The 18,331-nt window shown below is 72.7% G+C and carries 17 protein-coding genes; 9 read left to right on the forward strand and 8 right to left on the reverse strand.

Annotated elements, in window-relative coordinates; translation table 11 throughout:
* Positions 1-80: 80 nt before the first annotated feature.
* The 7 genes from FJQ56_RS05310 to FJQ56_RS05340 all read right to left on the reverse strand — a co-directional run bounded on the left by FJQ56_RS05310 (position 81) and on the right by FJQ56_RS05340 (position 5,714).
* Positions 81-560 carry a universal stress protein gene (locus FJQ56_RS05310; protein ID WP_140008113.1) on the reverse strand — a complete coding sequence of 160 codons (480 nt, stop codon included), beginning with the start codon at positions 558-560 and terminating at the stop codon, positions 81-83.
* An 18-nt stretch (positions 561-578) separates the two neighbouring features.
* A complete protein-coding gene (locus FJQ56_RS05315; RefSeq protein WP_170215269.1) occupies positions 579-1,016 on the reverse strand; it encodes a pyridoxamine 5'-phosphate oxidase family protein in 438 nt (145 codons plus the stop codon).
* Complete coding sequence (locus FJQ56_RS05320; protein WP_170215270.1) at positions 1,013-1,522, reverse strand: pyridoxamine 5'-phosphate oxidase family protein; 510 nt, start codon at positions 1,520-1,522, stop codon at positions 1,013-1,015. The genes FJQ56_RS05315 and FJQ56_RS05320 overlap by 4 nt, the downstream gene beginning before the upstream one ends.
* A complete protein-coding gene (locus FJQ56_RS05325) occupies positions 1,519-2,433 on the reverse strand; it encodes a universal stress protein (RefSeq protein WP_170215271.1) in 915 nt (304 codons plus the stop codon). Before FJQ56_RS05325 ends, FJQ56_RS05320 begins: the two co-directional genes overlap by 4 nt.
* A gap of 240 nt (positions 2,434-2,673) precedes the next feature.
* Positions 2,674-3,105 carry a pyridoxamine 5'-phosphate oxidase family protein gene (locus tag FJQ56_RS05330; protein WP_211350755.1) on the reverse strand — a complete coding sequence of 144 codons (432 nt, stop codon included), beginning with the start codon at positions 3,103-3,105 and terminating at the stop codon, positions 2,674-2,676.
* A gap of 126 nt (positions 3,106-3,231) precedes the next feature.
* Positions 3,232-4,944, reverse strand: a complete 1,713-nt coding sequence (locus tag FJQ56_RS05335; protein ID WP_140008116.1) for a sensor histidine kinase — start codon at positions 4,942-4,944, stop codon at positions 3,232-3,234.
* 113 nt (positions 4,945-5,057) lie between these two features.
* The gene (locus tag FJQ56_RS05340) at positions 5,058-5,714 is read right to left on the reverse strand and encodes a response regulator (RefSeq protein ID WP_140008117.1); all 657 of its coding nucleotides are present in this window, start codon (positions 5,712-5,714) and stop codon (positions 5,058-5,060) included.
* Between the two features lie 128 nt (positions 5,715-5,842).
* On the opposite strand from FJQ56_RS05340, the gene FJQ56_RS05345 reads away from it, so the two are divergent.
* The 6 genes from FJQ56_RS05345 to FJQ56_RS23045 all read left to right on the forward strand — a co-directional run bounded on the left by FJQ56_RS05345 (position 5,843) and on the right by FJQ56_RS23045 (position 14,056).
* On the forward strand, positions 5,843-6,445 hold the full coding sequence (locus FJQ56_RS05345) for a CBS domain-containing protein (RefSeq protein WP_140008118.1): 603 nt from the start codon (positions 5,843-5,845) through the stop codon (positions 6,443-6,445).
* A 5-nt stretch (positions 6,446-6,450) separates the two neighbouring features.
* A complete protein-coding gene (locus FJQ56_RS05350) occupies positions 6,451-7,428 on the forward strand; it encodes an Acg family FMN-binding oxidoreductase (RefSeq protein WP_140008119.1) in 978 nt (325 codons plus the stop codon).
* A 131-nt stretch (positions 7,429-7,559) separates the two neighbouring features.
* Complete coding sequence (locus FJQ56_RS05355) at positions 7,560-9,002, forward strand: cytochrome ubiquinol oxidase subunit I (protein WP_140008120.1); 1,443 nt, start codon at positions 7,560-7,562, stop codon at positions 9,000-9,002.
* 27 nt (positions 9,003-9,029) lie between these two features.
* The gene (gene cydB, locus FJQ56_RS05360; RefSeq protein WP_140008121.1) at positions 9,030-10,085 is read left to right on the forward strand and encodes a cytochrome d ubiquinol oxidase subunit II; all 1,056 of its coding nucleotides are present in this window, start codon (positions 9,030-9,032) and stop codon (positions 10,083-10,085) included.
* Entirely contained in the window at positions 10,082-13,432 is a 3,351-nt protein-coding gene (cydD, locus tag FJQ56_RS05365; RefSeq protein WP_140008122.1) for a thiol reductant ABC exporter subunit CydD, read from the forward strand. Before cydB ends, cydD begins: the two co-directional genes overlap by 4 nt.
* 309 nt (positions 13,433-13,741) lie before the next feature.
* Entirely contained in the window at positions 13,742-14,056 is a 315-nt protein-coding gene (locus FJQ56_RS23045; RefSeq protein WP_425464896.1) for an Hsp20 family protein, read from the forward strand.
* Here FJQ56_RS23045 and FJQ56_RS05375 read toward each other — a convergent pair.
* A complete protein-coding gene (locus tag FJQ56_RS05375) occupies positions 13,989-14,381 on the reverse strand; it encodes a hypothetical protein (RefSeq protein WP_140008124.1) in 393 nt (130 codons plus the stop codon). The genes FJQ56_RS23045 and FJQ56_RS05375 overlap by 68 nt on opposite strands.
* Before the next feature lie 194 nt (positions 14,382-14,575).
* On the opposite strand from FJQ56_RS05375, the gene FJQ56_RS05380 reads away from it, so the two are divergent.
* The 3 genes from FJQ56_RS05380 to FJQ56_RS05390 all read left to right on the forward strand — a co-directional run bounded on the left by FJQ56_RS05380 (position 14,576) and on the right by FJQ56_RS05390 (position 18,214).
* The gene (locus FJQ56_RS05380; RefSeq protein WP_170215273.1) at positions 14,576-15,436 is read left to right on the forward strand and encodes a universal stress protein; all 861 of its coding nucleotides are present in this window, start codon (positions 14,576-14,578) and stop codon (positions 15,434-15,436) included.
* A gap of 182 nt (positions 15,437-15,618) precedes the next feature.
* On the forward strand, positions 15,619-16,494 hold the full coding sequence (locus FJQ56_RS05385; RefSeq protein WP_140008126.1) for a universal stress protein: 876 nt from the start codon (positions 15,619-15,621) through the stop codon (positions 16,492-16,494).
* Position 16,495: 1 nt separating this feature from the next.
* Positions 16,496-18,214 carry a universal stress protein gene (locus FJQ56_RS05390; RefSeq protein WP_140008127.1) on the forward strand — a complete coding sequence of 573 codons (1,719 nt, stop codon included), beginning with the start codon at positions 16,496-16,498 and terminating at the stop codon, positions 18,212-18,214.
* Positions 18,215-18,331 lie beyond the last annotated feature (117 nt).

Raw genomic sequence — 18,331 nt, forward strand, 5'->3', positions numbered from 1 at the left:
CCGTTCGTCCTCATCGACCTCGACGTTCTTCCCCTGGACGCCGTGCGCCGTCGTCACCCCGTCGGGCGTCGGACCGTGGGTCACTCCGTCGCCCTCATCGGCCGGCCAGCCGTCTCCACCACGACGACGCGGCACGGCGCCAGGAGCGAGCACAGCTGATCGACCGCGAGCCCCTGGCGCGGCTTGCGCCCGTCCGAAGCGCCGACCACGAGCAGGTCGCACGGCGAGCAGCGGCTGACGAGTGCGTCCACCGGGTGCGCGTTGGCGACCGTCGTGACCACCTCGACACCGACGCAGTCCTCGCGCGTCACCTCCATCGCGTGCTCGAGGTCCGCGACCGCGCGGTTGCGCGGAGAGCTGAAGTGGCCTGGCACCTCGTGCACGAAGAGCTCGCCCGGGTCCGGCCAGCACGCCACCACCTCGAGCGTGCAGGATCGGGCCCGCGCCTGGGCAGCCGCCCAGCGCAGGACCTCGACGCCGGACGTCGATCCGTCGTACCCGAGCACGACCCGGGGGTCGGCTGCGGGGCAGGGACTCGAGGCAGCCTCGGGCATGGGCATCTCCGATCCTCGTGGACCTCAGTCGGTCAGGCGGCGCCCGGAGATGGTCGAGATCTCCAGCTGGAGCCGGAGCGGTCGCGGGCCGGCGGGCCACACGTCGACCTCCGGGGCGTCGACCCGGCCGAAGGACCAGTCGACGTCGAGCCGGCCGTGGGCGAGCACACTCCACCCGGTGCGGGTCTCGGGGTCGATGTGGTCGACCTGGAAGGTGATCGGGCTGTCGTCGGTCTCCCGGACGGCGGCCGAGTACGCCGTGGTCTTGACGACGATCCCGTCCGAGGTGGCCACGTAGTTGACCGGGACCACGGTGGGCCCCGCGGCACCGTTCCACGCCAACCGACCGACCGGCGTACGACGTAGGAGCTCCCAGCACTCGTCCACGTCGAGCTCCACGAGACGACCCGGCATCTCGTGCCGGTGACTCGTCAGCAGGTGGTCGACCCGTTCCTGGCTCATGTCGCCACGCTCCGACGAACCCGGCATCCACGACAGGGCGCGTCGACCCTGTCGACCTGGGACGTTCGTCCCGAGGCCTCGGACCGGCGGTGGACGCCGACGCGACGGCCCGTGACCTCGTCCGGCTGGATCGCGAGCACCAGGTCCGTGGCGTCCGAGGCCCACACGACGAGGGCCTCGAGACCGGGGGACGCGAGAACCGCGGGGTCCGACACGACCGAGCACGCACCGCGGACCAGCACGCTCCAGCCCGTCGGGGCCAGGGCGGCGTGGTGGTCGACCTCGAACACGACACCGTCACGGTGGCCGACCAGGTCGCCGAGGGCACCAGCGCTCGAGGAACGGAACAGCACGGTGCCGTCGACGACCCGGTAGTTGACGGGCCGGAGCACGAGTCCGTGCGGCCCGACGAAGGCCACCCGCCCGACGATGCTCGCGGACAGCAGCCCGAGGCACTCCTCGGGGGTGAGGAGCTCCGAGGAGGCAACGGTCCCGAGGTCGTTCACGTCGCAGTGCCCATCTGCTGACGACCGATGGACATGCTGTCGGCTGGTCCCGGCACCACGGCGACCGGGCAGGTCGCGTGCTCGAGCGCGCCGATCGCGACGGAGGCGTACAGCGTGCGTCTCAGACCTCTGGCCGGGAGATGACCGAGCACCAGGAGCGCCGCATCGCGAGCCGCCTCGACGATGGCGGCCGAGCCGCCGCCTTCGATGATGTCGACCTGGACGGGCGTGTCCGGATACTTCTCCGCGAGCCCTGCCATGGCCTCGGCGACGGTGAGCCGAGCGTCGTCCTCGACGTCCGGTCCGGCAGGGACCAGGGCCCACAAGCAGTGCACGACACGGACCGAGGTGTCGAGCTCGGCGGCGGTGCGGAACGCGAGCTCGAGCACCGGGAGCGAGGCCGCCGTGCCGTCGACGGCAGCGACGACGGGTGCGTCCGGCTCGGGCTCGTCCCCGGGACGGACCACGACGACCGGGCAGGCGGCGTGCCGGGTCACGGCCACGCTCACGGACCCGAGCAGCACCGTCGCCACCGGGCCCCGTCCGCGTGACCCGAGAACGAGCACGTGCGCCCGGTGGGTCGCCACGGTCAGTCCCACCCGGGGATCGAGGGTGTCGATGACCTCCAGCACCCGGAGGTCGCGGTGGCGGCCGCGGACGCCCTCGGCTTCGAGGTGCAGGGACGCCAGCGCGTCCCGGGTCGCAGCACGGTTCACCTCGGCCCAGTCCACCGGCAACCCGCCGGACGCGTACCCGTAGCTGGGCGACATCGGCACGCAGGCGTGTACCAGCGCCAGGGGTCGGCGTTCCCTCTCGGCGGCGCCGACGGCCCAGGCGAGGGCGCGCCTGCTGTGGTCGGAGCCGTCGAGCCCCACGATCACACTGCCTACCGGGATGTCCTGGATCTTCATGACTCCAGCGTCACCGGACCCGCCGGGAGTGCCCATGGTCGACCTGCCCGGCGCGACAGGACCTTCGTCCGAGCGTCGACCACGACGTCACCGACGTGGTCGGCGACGCACCGATGGCAGGTATCGATCTTCCCCACACGGGACCAACGGCCCGAGCAGACGGGAACGCCCACGTTCCGCTCGCTGCCGGGTGGGAGCCCCGTGCGCTGGGTGGTGAGCGCAGCCGGCTGCGGGACGACGCTACTGGGCGCTGTCGGTCTCGGGACGGCGCAGGACGAACGTGCGACCGGTGACCACCTCTGGCACGAGCTCGATGACGTCGTACTTCAGCGTCGGCACCCAGGGCTGGCGGGACTCGTCGTCGAGACGGTGCTGCTCGTCCTCCTCCAGCTGTCGCAAGCGGCCCCTCGCGACGACCGACCACGCGGCACGGTCGTCGTGCCAGTCGATCTCGAAGGCGACGTCGGAGTGCAGAGCGGCAGCGAGCAGCTTGTTGCCGGACGCGGTCCGGAACAGCAGGCTCCGCCCCTGCACGACGTAGTTGATCGGCACCAGGTGGACCTCGTCGACGAGTCGGAAGGCCAGGCGGCCGAGCTCCTCGTGCTCGATCCGTTCCCAACACTGCTCAGCCGTGAGCTCGTGCACCGGTCCCTCGGCATCCATGGTCGCCATGGATCCATCCGAGCGGCTTCGCGAGCCGACACGTAGGGCCAGAAGGCCTTGCCCGGTGGGCCTCCAGCCGATGTCCCGGTCGCGAAGGAGACCCACGCGAACGTGCCGAGGATCGCGCACTCGGCGTCAGTCGATCACTGAGCGCGGCGCCGGCACCGTCCAACGCACCAGCGTGCCCGCGCCAGCTCGACTGAGGAGGTCCAGGCTGCCCCCGTGCTGCTCGGCGCGGCTGCGCATGTTGCCGACCCCGCTCTCGCGCACGTCATCCGGCAGACCCCGACCGTTGTCTTGGACGGTCAAGCCGATCTCGTCCCCGGTGACCGCCAGCACGACCTCGACCGCGGACGCCCCCGCGTGCCGGCTGGCGTTGGACAGCGCCTCGCTCAGCACGGCGAGCAGGTCCGGTGCCAGGTCCTCGCGCACCATCGTCCGCACCGGTCCCTCGAACCTCAGCGACGGCCGGAACTTCAACGTGGCCTCGGCACGTTCCACCAGACGGGTCACCTCGGCCTGGATGTCGGCCGACGCCTCCATCGCGCCGAGCGCGAAGATGGAGCGGCGGATGTCCTTGATGGTGGCGTCGAGGTCGTCGACCGCCCGCTCCAGGCGCGCTGCGACCTCGGGCTCCTCGGCCAGGCGTGCGGTGCCCTGGAGTCCGAGCCCGACGGCGAACAGTCGTTGGATGACCAGGTCGTGCAGATCGCGGCCGATCCGGTCACGGTCCTGGAAGACCTCCAACCGTTGCTGGTCCTGCCGCGCTCGCGCGACCTGCAGGGCGAGCGCCGCCTGCTCGGCGAAGGCGGCCGGGAGCGTCGGGTCGAGGTCGTGGAAGCGTTCGCGGTTCTCGCGCGTCCAGGCCAGGGCGAGGACGCCCTCGACCCCGCCGGTCGAGGTACCGAGCGGCACGACCACCGTCGGTCCCAGCCTCGGCCAGCCCAAGACCTCGGAGACGTCGAGCGCCCGCGGGTCGGCTGCCAGGTCCTCGACCGCCACCGGCTCACCGGTCCGCACGACGCGGCTCGCCAACGACTCACCCAGGTCCAGCATGCGCATGGCGTCGACGTCGGCCGGCGCACCCGAGACGACCTGCAGGCTCAGCTCGTCGGCGTCGGCACCCGCGACGACCCAGGACACGTCGGCCCCCGCGACCTCGCGCGCGAGGTCGGCGACGGTCTGGAGGGGGTCGACGGCGGTCTCGGCGCTGGTCAAGAGACGGTTGATCTCGGCAGTCGCCCTGAGCCAGTGCTCGCGCCGGGTGGTCTGCTCGTAGAGGCGGGCGTTCTCGATCACCACACCGGCTGCGGCGGCGAGCGCGACGACGACGTCCTCGTCCTCCTCGGTGAAGTCACCACCGCCGGCCTTCTCGGTCAGGTAGAGGTTGCCGAACACCTGGTCCCTGATGCGCACCGGGACACCGAGGAACGAGGTCATCGGAGGGTGGTGCGGCGGGAACCCGAACGACTCCGGGTGGGCTGCGATGTCGTGCAAGCGCAGCGGCTCGGGGTGGTCGATGATCCTGCCCAGCAGTCCGTGTCCGGCCGGCAGCTCGCCGATCTCGGCCACCTGCCCGCGATCCATCCCGTGGTGGATGAACGTCCGCAATCGACGTCCGGGGCCGCCGCCGAGGACGCCCAGCGCGGCGTACTGCGCGTCCACTAGGGTGCTCGCGATCGACACGATCCGGGCCAGCACCCCGTCGAGGGTCAGGTCTGCGGCCATGGTCACGACCGCGTCGAGCAGGAGCCGGAGCCGCGCCTGCTCGTCGAGGACGCCCTCGACCCGCGTCAGGACCTCGCGCAGCAGCTCGTCGAAGTCCGCCCGGGAAAGTGGGCTCGGCATACCGCACCTCCCGACTCGTTCGAACACGCCCGACGCGCAGGGCGGGGCACCCTGGTGGGCACGCTAGCAACTCCAGCGGGACGGAGGCGTCGGCGCTGGCGTGGCGGTCGCGGCTACCGCTGGTGCTTGGTCGCGAAGATCGCGGCCTGGGTTCGGCTCGTGAGGCCCAGCTTCGCGAACATCGAGGAGACGTAGTTCTTCACGGTCTTCTCCGCGAGGTACATGCGCTCGGCGATCTGGCGGTTGGTCAGGCCCTCGCCGATCAGCGCGAGGATCCGCTGCTCCTGGCCGCTGAGCTGCTCGAGCTCCTGATCGACCGGCGGTCCGTTACGGACCCGATCGAGCACCTGAGCGGTCACCCTCGGGTCGAGCATCGACTGGCCGTCGGCCACTCGTCGCACCGTGTCGATGAAGTCGGTCCCCCGGACCTGCTTGAGGATGTAGCCCGCGGCGCCCGCCATGATCGCGGCGAAGAGCGCGTCGTCGTCGTCGTAGGACGTCAGGATGAGCGCCTTGATCCGAGGGTCGCGTGAGCGCACCTCGCGGCACACGTCGATCCCCGAGCCGTCCGGCAAGCGCCCGTCGAGGATCGCGACGTCCGGGCGCAGCGCCGGAACGCGACGTGCTGCCTCCGCCGCCAGACCCGACTCCCCGACGACGACGATGTCGCCCTCGCTCTCGAGCAGGTCCTTGATGCCGCGGCGCACCAGCTCGTGGTCGTCGAGGAGGAAGACGCGGATCGGTTCCGACCTGGATGCGGTGTCTGCCATGACGCAAACCTAGACAGACACGGGCGGGAGATCACCCGACCGAGGGCCTCAGGTCATCGGGACCTAGGTCCCTGCTCCGCTTGCGCTTGCTGAGCGACGGTGGGAGGACACCAGCTCAGGAGGCACCCATGCTCGTCGAGGACGTCATGACCACCGAACCAGTCACCGTCTCTCCCACCGCAACGATCAAGCACGCCGTCGAGCTGCTCGAGCGCCACCGCGTGACCTCACTGCCGGTGGTGAAGGGCGCGCACCTCCACGGCCTCGTGAGCGAGGCGGACCTGATCCGTGACCTCGTCAAGGCCGACCCTCGTACGTCGCTCCGCCCCCACCGCCACGCCGGTGACCACCCCCGCTACGTGGAGGACGTCATGAGCCGCCACGCCGTCACGGCCCGACCCGAGACCGATCTCGCCGTCGCCGTCGACCTGCTGACCTCCACCACGATCAAGAGCATCCCGGTCGTCGACGACCGAGGCCGCCTGCGCGGCATGCTCAGCCGCAGCGACGTCGTCCGCACCTTCGCCCGCAGCGACGAGGCGCTGCAGCGGGCGATCGTCACCTCCTTCGCCTCGGTCGGTCTCGCGGACTGGATCGTGGAGGTGCAGGACGGGGTCGCCGAGATCTCGGGGGCCGATGACGCGGAGACCGCAGACGTCACGGTGGCCCGGGTGATGGCCTCCAGCGTGCCGGGCGTGGTGGACGTCCAAGCAGGTCCCGGGCCGCAGTGACCACCATGCCTCGTCCGCCGGCGACCATGACACGCGCGGGCTCCGGTCTGGAGGTCGTCGCCACCGCGTGCCGCGCCCCCAGCATCCACAACTCGCAGCCGTGGTGGTGGCGCGTCTCCGAGGGGGCCATCGAGCTCCACGCCGACCGGACGCGCCGCCTGCCACACGCCGATCCCCTGGGCCGCAACCTCCTGATCAGCTGCGGCAGCGCACTGCACCACGTCCAGGTCGCCGCGCGCGGCCTCGGGTGGGAGCCGACCGTCGAGCGCTGGCCGATGGGCACGGACTCCGATCTGTTGGCGCGCGTCTCCCTGGAGCCGAGGGTCCGTACGACGGGCGACGCGGTGCTCCTCAGGGCGCTCCGCGCGCGACGCACCGACCGGCGACGCTTCACGTCGTGGCCGGTCCAGGGACGTCGGCTCGACCAGCTCGTCGAGGTCGCGACGTCCTGGGGAGCCGAGGCGACGTCGGTCGACATCGTCGACCGCGTCCGGATCGAGCGCATGGTCGCCCGCGCCCACGTCGTCCAGGCCGCTGACCCCGCACTGGTCGCCGAGCACCGGGAATGGACCGACCGCGGCAGCGAGGACGGGGTCCTCGCCGAGCTGGTGCCGCCGACCGAGGGCGAGGACCCGACCCGGCAGCCGCGCTTCCCGGAGGGCACCCTGGACGACCGCGACCACGTCGTGCAGGCCTCCGACGGGATCATCGTCCTGAGCGGCTCGACAGACGACCGCAGGTCGTGGCTCACCACCGGGGAGGCACTGGGGGCGGTCTGGCTGCACGCCGTCACGGACGGCCTCTCGATCGTCCCGCTGAGCCAGGTCGTGGAGGTCGACTCGACCAGGATGTCGCTCCAGCACGAGGTGCTGCTCGGTCAGAGCTACCCGCAGCTGCTGCTCAGGGTGGGATGGCAGGCCATCGGACGTGACGAGCTGAAGGCGACGCCTCGCCGTCCGCTGTCCGACGTCGTGCGCCCGTGAGAGCCGGGCGAACCCGGGACCAAGGTCCCTGCTCCTCGGGCAGAGAGCCCGTACGACGGCCCGCCACACGTTCCTAGCGTGGGCGTCGACCCGCCGTGCCCGACCGGGGCACGACCGATCCAGGAGCTCCCGTGGACCCGACCGACATCGCCCGGTGGCAGTTCGCCATCATCACCGTCTACCACTTCCTCTTCGTACCGATCACCATCGGCCTGACGGCGATCATCGCGGGCTACCAGACCGCCTGGCTGCGCACCCGCAACCCGCACTGGCTGAGGCTGGTGAGGTTCCTCGGGAAGCTCTTCCTCATCAACTTCGCCATCGGCGTCGTCACCGGCATCGTGCAGGAGTTCCAGTTCGGGATGAACTGGTCCGACTACTCCCGCTTCGTCGGCGACATCTTCGGGGCCCCGTTGGCCGTCGAGGGCCTGCTGGCGTTCTTCTTGGAGTCGACGTTCCTCGGACTGTGGATCTTCGGCTGGGAGCGGCTCCCGGAGAAGGTGCACCTGGCCTGCATCTGGCTCGTCCACCTCGGAACCGTCTTCTCCGCCTACTTCATCCTTGCGGCCAACTCCTGGATGCAGCACCCGGTCGGGTTCGCCTACAACCCCGACACCGGGCGCGCCGAGATGAACGACTTCGCCGCGGTGCTGCTCAACAAGGTCCAGCTCGTCACCTTCCCGCACGTCCTGCTCTCGGCGTACATGACCGCGGCCGCGTTCGTGGTCGGCGTCGCGTTCTGGAACATGCGGCGCCACCGGGACGGCACCGACGACCACCGCATGTACCGCTCCGCCGTCCGCACCGGCGCGCTGCTCGTCCTGGTCGCCGGGCTCGGGGTCGCAGTCACCGGCGACCTCCAGGGCAAGGTGATGACCGAGGTCCAGCCGATGAAGATGGCGGCGGCCGAGGGCCTCTACGAGACCGAGGCACCTGCGTCGTTCTCGTTGTTCCAGCTCGGCACCCTCGACGGGTCGAAGGAGACCTTCGCGATCAAGGTGCCCGACCTGCTGTCGTTCCTGGCCACCGGCGACCCGAAGGCCGAGGTCCAGGGCATCGACGACCTGCGTGCGGAGTACGAGGAGACCTATGGGCAGGACCCGGGCGAGAAGTACTACTCCGCCGGTGACTACACGCCGGTCATCCCCCTGACCTACTGGTCGTTCCGACTGATGATCGGTCTCGGCCTCCTCGCCGCCGCCGGGGCCGGCGTGATCCTGTGGTCGACGCGTCGCCGCGCTCGACGTGCCCCGGGCCGTCGGGTCCTCGCGATCGCGGTCGCCCTGCCGTTGCTGCCCCTGCTGGCCAACTCGTTCGGCTGGATCTTCACCGAGGCCGGCCGTCAGCCGTGGGCCGTCTTCGGCCTGATGACCACCGACCTGGCCGTCTCGCCCGGGGTGAGCGCGTTCGAGGTGATCGCGTCCCTGACCGTGCTGACCCTGCTCTACGGCGGCCTCGCCGTGGTCGAGGTCCGGCTGCTGCTGACCTACATCGGCCGTGGCGCCGACCCCATGCCCGAGCCTCCCGACGACGCGGCCGGGAGCTCGGACAAGCCCCTCGCGTTCGCGTACTGACCACCGCACCGAAGGAGCTCGTCCGCCATGGAACTCACCACCGTCTGGTTCGCCCTCATCGCCGTCCTGTGGGTCGGCTACTTCACCCTCGAGGGCTTCGACTTCGGCGTCGGCATGCTGCTACCGGTGCTCGCCCGCGACGACACCGAACGGCGCGTCATGATCAACACCATCGGCCCCGTCTGGGACGGCAACGAGGTGTGGCTCCTGGTCGCCGGCGGCGCCACGTTCGCCGCCTTTCCGGAGTGGTACGCCACGCTGTTCAGCGGGTTCTACCTCCCGTTGCTGCTCATCCTCGTGGCCCTCATCGTCCGCGGCCTCGCCTTCGAGTACCGCCACAAGCGTGACGACGTCGCCTGGCGCGCGCGGTGGGACCTGGCGATCGTCGTCGGGTCGGCGGTGCCCGCCGTGCTGTGGGGCGTCGCGTTCGGCAACATCCTGCGTGGCGTGCCGATCGACGCCGACAAGGAGTACGTCGGCGGGTTCTTCAACCTGCTCAACCCCTACGCCCTGCTCGGCGGGGTCACCACGCTGCTGCTGTTCCTGACCCACGGCGCGATGTTCATCGCGCTCAAGACCGACGGGCCGATCCGCCACCGTGCCCGCGCCCTGGCGACCAGGCTGGGGCTCGGCGCCGCGGTCGCCGCCGTCGCGTTCCTCGGCTGGACCCAGCTCGACACCGGCACCACCGCCTCGGCCGTCGCGTTCGTCGGCGCAGCCGTGGCGCTGCTCGCCGGTGTGGCCGCGGCCACGAGCGGACGAGAGGGGTGGGGCTTCCTCGGTACCTTCGTCGCCATCGCCCTCGGCGTGGCGGGCCTGTTCCTCGCCCTGTTCCCCGACGTGATGCCGACCTCGCTGGCCGACGGCACCACGCTCACCACCACCAACGCCGCGGCCACGGCGTACACGCTCCGGATCATGACGGTCGTCGCCGTCGTCTTCACCCCGGTCGTGCTGGTCTACCAGGGCTGGACCTACTGGGTGTTCCGCAAGCGGATCTCGACCCACCACATCCCGGCCAGCACGGATCCCGGCCGTACGCCGACCACGCCGACCGCGCCGGCTGGTTCGGCCACGCCGTGAGGCCGTCCGACCCGCGGCTGCGTGCGCAGCTCGCTCCCGCCCGAGCCCCACTGGCCGGCGTCCTCGGCGCCGGCGTCCTCGGCAGCCTGCTCGTCATCGCCCAGGCCTGGGTGGTCACGGGCCTGGTCGTCGCCGTCGTCCGCGGTGCGGACCTCACCGTCTGGGGCACCGCCACCGTCGCCGTGCTGGCCGGCCGGGCCGGTGCCGGGTGGGTCGGCGACGTGCTCGCCGCCCGAGCCGCGGCCCTCGTCGGAACCGCGCTACGTCGCCGACTGCTCCTGGCCGCCACCTCGCGCCCCGAGCAGGCGCCCACGGGTGAGATCGCCGTGCTGGCGACCCGCGGTGTCAGCGCCGCCGAGCCCTACCTCACGCGCTACGTTCCGGCACTGGTCCTGGCGTGCCTGCTGCCGCCCCTGACCGTGGTGGCCATCGCCACGCAGGACCTCCTCAGTGCCGTCATCGTCCTCGCGACACTGCCCCTGGTGCCGGTGTTCGGCGCCCTGGTCGGGCTGGCCACCCGCGACCGCGCCGCCCGACAGTGGCGGGAGATGGCCTCGCTCTCGGGCCACTTCCTCGACGTCGTGCGCGGACTGCCCACCCTCGTGGCCCACCGTCGCGCGCGCGCCCAGTCCGTGCGGATCGCCGAGATCACCGAGCGCTACCGGGCCGCCAGCATCCAGACCCTCCGGGTGGCGTTCGCCTCCTCCGCGGTGCTCGAGCTGGTGGCGACCCTCTCGGTCGCGCTCGTCGCCGTGACCGTCGGCGTCCGCCTCGCCTCCGGTGGCCTCGGTCTCCACACGGCGCTCGTCGTGCTGCTCCTGGCCCCCGAGGCCTACTGGCCACTGCGGCGCGTCGGCGCGGAGTTCCACGCCGCAGCCGAGGGAGTCGCCACGTTCGAGAGGGCCCACGAGATCATCGCCGCGGCCGACGACGCCGAGGGTGCCGCCGGGGACCGGGACGGCGCGCTGGTCGTCCGCCACCTCGGGGTGACCTACCCCGGCCGTGCCCGGCCGGCGCTCCACGACCTCGACGCCGTCATCGCGGCCCGCGGCGTCACCCTCGTCACCGGCCCGTCCGGGTGTGGGAAGTCGACCCTCCTGGCCGCCCTGGCCGGCCTGCTCTCCCCGAGCGACGGCGCCGTCCTGCGGGGCGGTGTCGAGGTCGCCGGTCCGGCCTGGCAGTCCCAGGTCGCCTGGCTGCCGCAACGACCGCACTTCGTCACCGGCACCGTCGCCGACAACCTGCGCCTGGGCGATCCCGACGCGGACGACGACCACCTGTGGGCGGCCCTGCGCAAGGTGGCCCTGGAGGAACGGGTGCGTGCCCTCCAGGGTGGCCTCGACACGGTCCTCGGCGAGGACGGCACCACCCTGTCGGCCGGTGAGCGGGCCCGACTCGCCCTCGCCCGGGTGGTGGTGGCCGCGCGTCCGTGGGTCCTCCTCGACGAGCCGAGCGCCCACCTCGACGACCTGACCGAGCAGGTCATCGCCGACACGATCGTCGACCTCGGCCGCACCTCCGGCGTGGTCGTCGTCGCCCACCGCCCCGCCCTGGTCGCGCTGGCCGACCACGAGGTGAGGCTCGATCACCCCGGCCCCCCGCACGCCGCGAAGGTCCAGCTGCAGAGCACGGGCAGCGGCGGAGCCGGGCCCAGGCCGCTCGTCCGGACCACACCGGCCGACGGGTCCACAGTCACGACCGCACCGGCCCGCCCCCACTTCGTGGTGAGCACCGCTCTCGGTGCCCTGGCCTCAGCCTCCGGCGTCGCCCTGACCGCCACCGCCGGGTGGCTGATCGTGCAGGCCTCGACCCGACCCGCGGTCCTGACGCTGCTGGTCGCGATCGTCGGCGTACGCACCTTCGGTCTCGCCCGCCCCGTGCTCCGCTACGCCGAGCGCCTGCGCTCCCACGACGGCGCGCTGCGCCTGCTCGCCAGCCGGCGGGTCCAGGTCTACGACGCCATCGTGCCGCTCACGCCCGCCCGCCTGGGACAGCAGCGCGGGGACGTCCTCACCTCGATCGTCGACGACGTCGACAGCGTCGTCGACCGTGAGCTGCGGGTCCACCTGCCGGTGCGCACCGACGTCGCGGTCGCGGCGCTCGCAACGATCATCAGCGCTGCGCTCCTCCCCGCGGCCGGGCGAGCAGTCGCCGTCACCTGCTTGATCGCCTCGGTGGGCGCCTACTGGCTCGCGCGCGCTGGCACCCGCCACGCCGAGCGCGACGGCGTCGAGACCCGAGCCGCCCTGTCCGCCGCGGTCGTCGACGCGCTCCACAACCGCACCGAGCTGCGGATGTGGCAGGCCATGTCCGCCGCGGTCGACCACATCGCCGCGATCAGTGACCGATGGGGACGGGGAGTCAGGTCCGCCGCCACGTGGGTGGGCGCCGGGCGAGTCGTCGTGCTCGTCGCCACCGCCGGCGGGGTCGTTGCGACGGCCGCGATGACGCGGGACGCCGTCCTCGCCGGGTCCTTGTCCGGGCCGATGGCCGCGCTCCTCGTGCTGGTGCCCCTCGCGCTGGCCGACGTGGCCCTGCCGCTGGCCGACGCCGGCGCGCTCAGCGTCCGCACCCAGGCCGCCGAGGCCCGCCTCGACCGGCTGGAGCGCACCGCCCCGGCCGTACGGGACACCGTGACCCTCCCGTCACCCACGACCTTCGACCTCGACGTGCACCGGGTGCGGGCGGCCTGGGACCGCACGTCCCCCATGACCCAGGAGGTCTCGCTCACTCTGCGGGCCGGCGACCGGATCGCGGTCGTCGGCCCGTCCGGGTCCGGCAAGAGCACCCTCGCCGCCGTGCTCCTGCGCTTCCTCGACCCCGGCACCGGCACCGTCACCCTCGGCGGCGTGCCCGAGCGTGACCTCGCGCTCGACGACGTACGCCGACTGACGGGGCTCGTCGACGACGATCCCCACATCTTCGCCACCACCCTGGTCGAGAACGTCCGGCTCGCCCGGCCCGGTGCCGGCGACCACGAGGTCGAGGACGCGCTGCGTCAGGCCCGGCTCGGCGACTGGCTCGACGCGCTGCCCGACGGCCTCGACACCTGGCTCGGCGAGGGGCACGCCCAGGTCTCTGGCGGCGAGCGCGCGCGGCTCGGCGTGGCACGCTCCCTGCTGGCCGGACAGCCGGTGCTGGTCCTCGACGAGCCCGCCGCACACCTCGACCACGCGACCGCGGTCGAGCTCGCGCGCGAGCTGCTCACCGGACCGCGCACCCGCAGCGTCGTGTGGATCACCCACGCCGACGTCGGCCTCGACCTGGCCGATCGCGTCCTGGACCTGGGCCGGGTCACCCCTACCGACGCCGCCGACCGACCGTCACGTGGCACGGCCGGCACCTAGTGGCACGGGGCCGACGTTCTTGGACGCTTCGCGCACTGAGGGCACGCCAAGCCATCAAGAACTCCGGCGCCGCACCACGAGGGTCGCGAGCTCGATGTGCTGCCGCGTCGGGAGGGACCTGAGGCCCGCGCGACGGGTGCCTTCCAGCGCCCCCGCTGAGCAGCGTCGTTGGCCCGTCCCTGCGGATCGGGACCTTGTCCTCTCCTGACGGGGCGCCGGCCGGCGTTGGCTGGCCGGAGGCAGCCGACGAGAGGAGGGACGGCAGTGAGCACCGTGGACCGTCGTGACACCCGGACGCTGGTCGACGACGTGGCGAACTGGCTCTGCGGAACCACGAACGGTGGCCACCTGTGGGAGGTCGAGGAATGTCGCGATGGCGACCGGAACGTCGTCCGCGCCGAGCTGCCCGGGACCGACCCCGGCCGGGACGTCGACGTGTCCGTGGGTCACGGGGTCCTGCGGCTGCGAGACCGACGACGTGGTGAGCAACGCGACCAGCGGCGCACCGGAGCCCACCACGACAGCCTCGAGCGCCGGGGCCGCCTGCCCGAGGGATCTACGACCGACGAGGTCGACGCCGGGTACGCCGACGGGGCAGGGCCGCCGGCCCCAGGCGCACCGTGACCACACCGGCGACCACGGAGACCCCGAGGATGCGGCTCCCCAGGTCGTCCGGGACGGCCTGCACGTGCTCGACCCCGTCTCCAGGGCACCACGCGGGGCACCCCTCCTCCGCCTCGACGATCCGGATCTCCCCGTGGCGCACGATCACCTCCACCTCGCCGCTGGCGGGAAGCGTGAAGGACAGGTCGCACGCACCGCCACCACAGGGCGAAGCGGTGACGACGACATCGGTCCCGCCGGCGGCGTGCGCCAGCTCGCGCAACGCGGCGACGAACGCACCGAGCTCGGTGGGCACGGGCGCGGAGGTGGGCGTCGATGAGCTCATGCCCCCATCGCACCTCCCGTCGGAGGGTCCGTGCCACCGGCAATAGTCCCGCGGTGCCGAGCGGGGAGTGCCGTCGACGGGGGCACAAGGTCCTGGACCGCCGGGGTCACGGTCCCTCCCGCTCGGTCGGCCCGTCGAGGAGCCTGGGTGCGTCGACAGCGATCCAGGAGGGACCCCCGAGGATGGTCGAGCTGATGGAACCCCACCTCGTCGTCGCGGTCGACGGGACCTGCCGCAGCGCCGGAGCGATCCGCTACGGCGTCCGCGAGGCGGGCGTCCGAGGCCTGTCCCTGCACGTGCTGCACGTGAGCCCCGGCGCCCTCCCGGTCTCGCCGGTCCTCCCCTTCGTCCGCGTCGACGTCGAGGCGACAGGTCAGGAGATCGTCGCCGCCGCTGCCGGCATCGCCCGCGCGCTCGATCCCGACCTCGAGGTCGTGGAGGAACTGGTCGTCGGCGCTCGCATCGCCGAGATCGTCCTCCGCACCGCCCACGCCGACCTCGTGGTGCTCGGTCGCGAGACCCGTCACGGCCTCGACCGCATCCTCACCGGGGCCACGGTCGCGTCGGTCGCGTCACGGGTGCGCTGCCCGCTCTCGGTCGTCCCGTCCGAGTGGACCTCGAGCCGCTCACTCGGGCGCGTCGTCGTGGGGGTGGAGTCCATCGACGACGCACCACCCCTCCTCGGCGTCGCCCTCGACGAGGCACGCCGGCGAGACGCCTCGGTCTCAGTGCTCCACGCCTGGGGCCTGCCCGACGCCTACCGCGAGGTCTTCACCGGGCAGCTCCACGACGTCGCGTGGACGGCCGAGGCTGCCAGGAGTCTCGAGGCGCTCGTGAAGTCCGCCCGCAAGACCCACCCGGACGTCCTGGTCGAGGTGCGGGTCGTGCACGACCAACCGGCACGGGCACTCGTGCGCGCCTCGACGGAGGCGGACGTCGTCCTCGTCCTGCGCCACGTCCCGCGCCGAGTCCCCGGCCCCCACCTGGGGTCGACCGCACGCGCGGTGCTCGGCTCGGCGGCCTCGGTGGTCGAGGTCGTGCCGGCGCCCACCTGAGTCGTCGCCAGCCGGACCGGCCGCTCCCCCCAGCCCTCCCGGTAGGCGGACGCGGCGCGGCCCCGCAGCCCCACCGGCGCCCGGGGGGTGGGCCGCCCACCGTGCCGATCGGGCCCAAGGTCCCACGATGGACGGGTCCGTAGCCCGTGTCCCGGTTCGCTGTCCCGCAGGAGGGTGGCGCCATGAGGATCATCGAAGCGCCGCACGGCACCGTCGTCGTCGGCATCGACGGATCGACGGCCAGCACCCGGGCCGCCGACTGGGCGGCCGACCTGGCCCAGCGCGACGGACGAGCCCTCACCCTGGCCCACTCCTCCGACCCGTTCACCTTCGAGGAGGGCGGCGTGTGGTCGGGCTGGGGCGACTGGCACGAGCTGCAACGTCGCTCCCGGGCCGAGTACGGCGTGGCTCTCACCACCGCCGTGGACCGGGTCACCGAGCGCTACCCCGGCGTGGTCGTGCACGTCGTCGAGGACTACATCGACCCACGCCTCGCACTGACCCAGCTCTCGGAGCACGCCCACCTGCTGGTGGTCGGGTCCCACGGGCGCGGTCCCCTCGCCAGCGCGCTCCTCGGCAGCGTCAGCGCGGCCGTCGCCCGCACCGCACACTGCCCCACCGCCGTGCTCAGACAGCACCCGTCGGGCAGCGACCGCGTCGGGGTCGTCGTCGTGATCGATCGCGAGCATCCCTCGACCGCCGCCGTCGAGCTCGCCTTCCGGCACGCGTCCACGACTCAGCGGCCGCTGCGCGCCGTGCTGTGCCACGACGAGCACGAACACCCGCGGCAGCACCCCGACGCCGCACAGCTCCGGCTCGAGCTGAGCGAGCTGTGCGCCGGTCTCGGGGAGAAGTTCCCGGACGTCCGCGTCACCCACGAGGTGGAGCGCGGCCCGCTCGCCGACGTGCTCGTCGGCGCCACGGTGACCTCGGACGTCGTGTTCATGGACCGGGGCCCGCACCGCCCGCTCGACCGCCTGGCCCGCAGTGGTCTCGCGACCACGGTCCTCGAGCACGCTCGGGGCCCGGTCGTCGTCGTACCCGAGAGAAGGAGCTGACATGGACGAGCACGTCGCCGACCACCCGGACACCATCGTCTGTGCCGTCGGGTACGACGGCTCCCCGGCCGCCGTCGATGTCGCCGCCGACGAGGCGGTACGACGAGGGCTGCGGCTCCACCTCGTCCACGTCGCCCCGAAGGCGGACGGAGCCCTGACCGACACCGTGCTCGACGGCGCCGTCGCACAAGCCCGCGCCCGGCACCACGACCTGGTCCTCACGCGCGACCCCATCAACCGGACCTGGGTGGCCGCCGGTCTGGCGGACGCCGGTCGTGACGCCGCGTACGTCGTCATCGAGCGCACCCACCGCCACCGCCTGTCGCGGTTGCTGTCCGGCTCGACCGCCGACGGCATCGCCTTCAAGGTCGCCGCGCCCGTCCTGAGCGTGCCGCACGGCTGGGCCCCGGACCCGTCGTCCCCCGCCGTCGTCACCGTGGCGGTCCAGGACGTCGCGGAGCTGCCGGACCTCGTGGGCCTGGCCGCCGCCGAGGCCCGCGCCCGAGGTGCCGACCTCGTCGTGCTCCACGCGGCCTCGGCCTCCTTCGGCCACGACGAGGCCCAGGTCGACGCGCACCGTGACTGGATCGACCGCGCTCACCTCCTGCTCGACACCCCGATCCGCGCTGCGACGGAGCCCTACCCCGACCTCGAGGTGCGCCTCGACGTCGTTCTCGATCGCCCGGCCGACGTCGTTGTGCGCGCCTCGACCGGCTCGACCCTGCTGGTCGTCGGACGCCGGCACCACGAGCACGCCTGGGGAACCCACCTCGGACCGGTCGTCAGACGGGTGCTCCTCGACGCCGTCTGTCCCGTTCTGCTCCCGCCCGACAAGCGGACCGGGACCACCGCGCCGCAACCCTTCGTAGGACACGAGCGGGATCACCAGCCCATCGCGGACGACGTCGTGGTTGCCGTCGGTGAGGACCAGGCGGACGGCTCCCTCCGGTATGCGATCGGGGAGGCCGACGCTCGCGGCGTGGGGTTGCACCTGGTGCACGTCGTGGAGATGCCCGCCGTCGACGGGGTGCCCCTGGCCGAGGTGTGGCACGACGCGGAGGCCCACGGCAGGATGCTGCTGAAGCGTGCTGCCGACACGGCCCGGACCGTGGGCGGACCGCACCTCCGAGTGACCCACCACCTGGTCGAGGGCGGCCCCGTGGTCCGAGGTCTCGTGGCAGAGGGCCGACACGCGAGTGCGATCGTCGTGCAGCACCGCCGACTCGGTCGCGCCCGCCGCCTGGTCACGCGCTCGGTCACCAGCGCGCTGGCCGCCCGCACCGACGTACCCGTCATCGCGGTCCCCGCCGAGTGGACGTCGAAGGACGGACGGCCCGGATACGTCGTCGTCGGTCTCCAGGACCCGGACGAGGCCTCCACGGTGCTGACCGTCGCCCTCGAGGAGGCGACCCGGCGAGCGATGCCCGTGCGGGTGGCGCACGCGGCGTCCCTCTCGCCCACGGAGCAGAGACGGTTCCTCGGCAGGGTCGAGGAGGTCCACCGCCGCTACCCCGCTGTCACGGTGCACCACGTCGTGAAGGACCTGGACCCCGTCGACCTCCTGGTCGCCGCCACGAGGTCGGCCGAGCTGGTCGTCATCGGCCGCCGCCACAGCACGTTGTCCCGACGCTCGCACCTCGGGCCCGTGGCGCGCGGGTTGCTGGAGCGGTCGACCGTGCCCGTGATGCTCGCGCCCCCGCCCGTCTCCGCGCCGGACTGACCATGTCCGCGGACACGCCTCCACGAGCCGACGACCCCGGGCTCGTCGAGCGCCAGGGATGCCTGGTCGCCGAGCCGTCCCTTCCGTCGAGAGGAGTGCGTCATGGGCAGCACGCCG

This window comes from Nocardioides plantarum, from assembly GCF_006346395.1.
GTDB lineage: Bacteria > Actinomycetota > Actinomycetes > Propionibacteriales > Nocardioidaceae > Nocardioides > Nocardioides plantarum.

Coding starts and splice junctions, on each gene's coding strand:
- FJQ56_RS05390 (WP_140008127.1), top strand. CDS start 16,496: ATGGACGAGCACGTCGCCGACCACCCGGACACCATCGTCTGTGCCGTC.
- FJQ56_RS05340 (WP_140008117.1), bottom strand. CDS start 5,714: ATGGCAGACACCGCATCCAGGTCGGAACCGATCCGCGTCTTCCTCCTC.
- FJQ56_RS05310 (WP_140008113.1), bottom strand. CDS start 560: ATGCCCATGCCCGAGGCTGCCTCGAGTCCCTGCCCCGCAGCCGACCCC.
- FJQ56_RS05335 (WP_140008116.1), bottom strand. CDS start 4,944: ATGCCGAGCCCACTTTCCCGGGCGGACTTCGACGAGCTGCTGCGCGAG.
- FJQ56_RS05330 (WP_211350755.1), bottom strand. CDS start 3,105: ATGGCGACCATGGATGCCGAGGGACCGGTGCACGAGCTCACGGCTGAG.
- FJQ56_RS05325 (WP_170215271.1), bottom strand. CDS start 2,433: ATGAAGATCCAGGACATCCCGGTAGGCAGTGTGATCGTGGGGCTCGAC.
- cydB (WP_140008121.1), top strand. CDS start 9,030: ATGGAACTCACCACCGTCTGGTTCGCCCTCATCGCCGTCCTGTGGGTC.
- FJQ56_RS05385 (WP_140008126.1), top strand. CDS start 15,619: ATGAGGATCATCGAAGCGCCGCACGGCACCGTCGTCGTCGGCATCGAC.
- FJQ56_RS05345 (WP_140008118.1), top strand. CDS start 5,843: ATGCTCGTCGAGGACGTCATGACCACCGAACCAGTCACCGTCTCTCCC.
- FJQ56_RS05375 (WP_140008124.1), bottom strand. CDS start 14,381: ATGAGCTCATCGACGCCCACCTCCGCGCCCGTGCCCACCGAGCTCGGT.
- FJQ56_RS05350 (WP_140008119.1), top strand. CDS start 6,451: ATGCCTCGTCCGCCGGCGACCATGACACGCGCGGGCTCCGGTCTGGAG.
- FJQ56_RS05380 (WP_170215273.1), top strand. CDS start 14,576: ATGGAACCCCACCTCGTCGTCGCGGTCGACGGGACCTGCCGCAGCGCC.
- FJQ56_RS05315 (WP_170215269.1), bottom strand. CDS start 1,016: ATGAGCCAGGAACGGGTCGACCACCTGCTGACGAGTCACCGGCACGAG.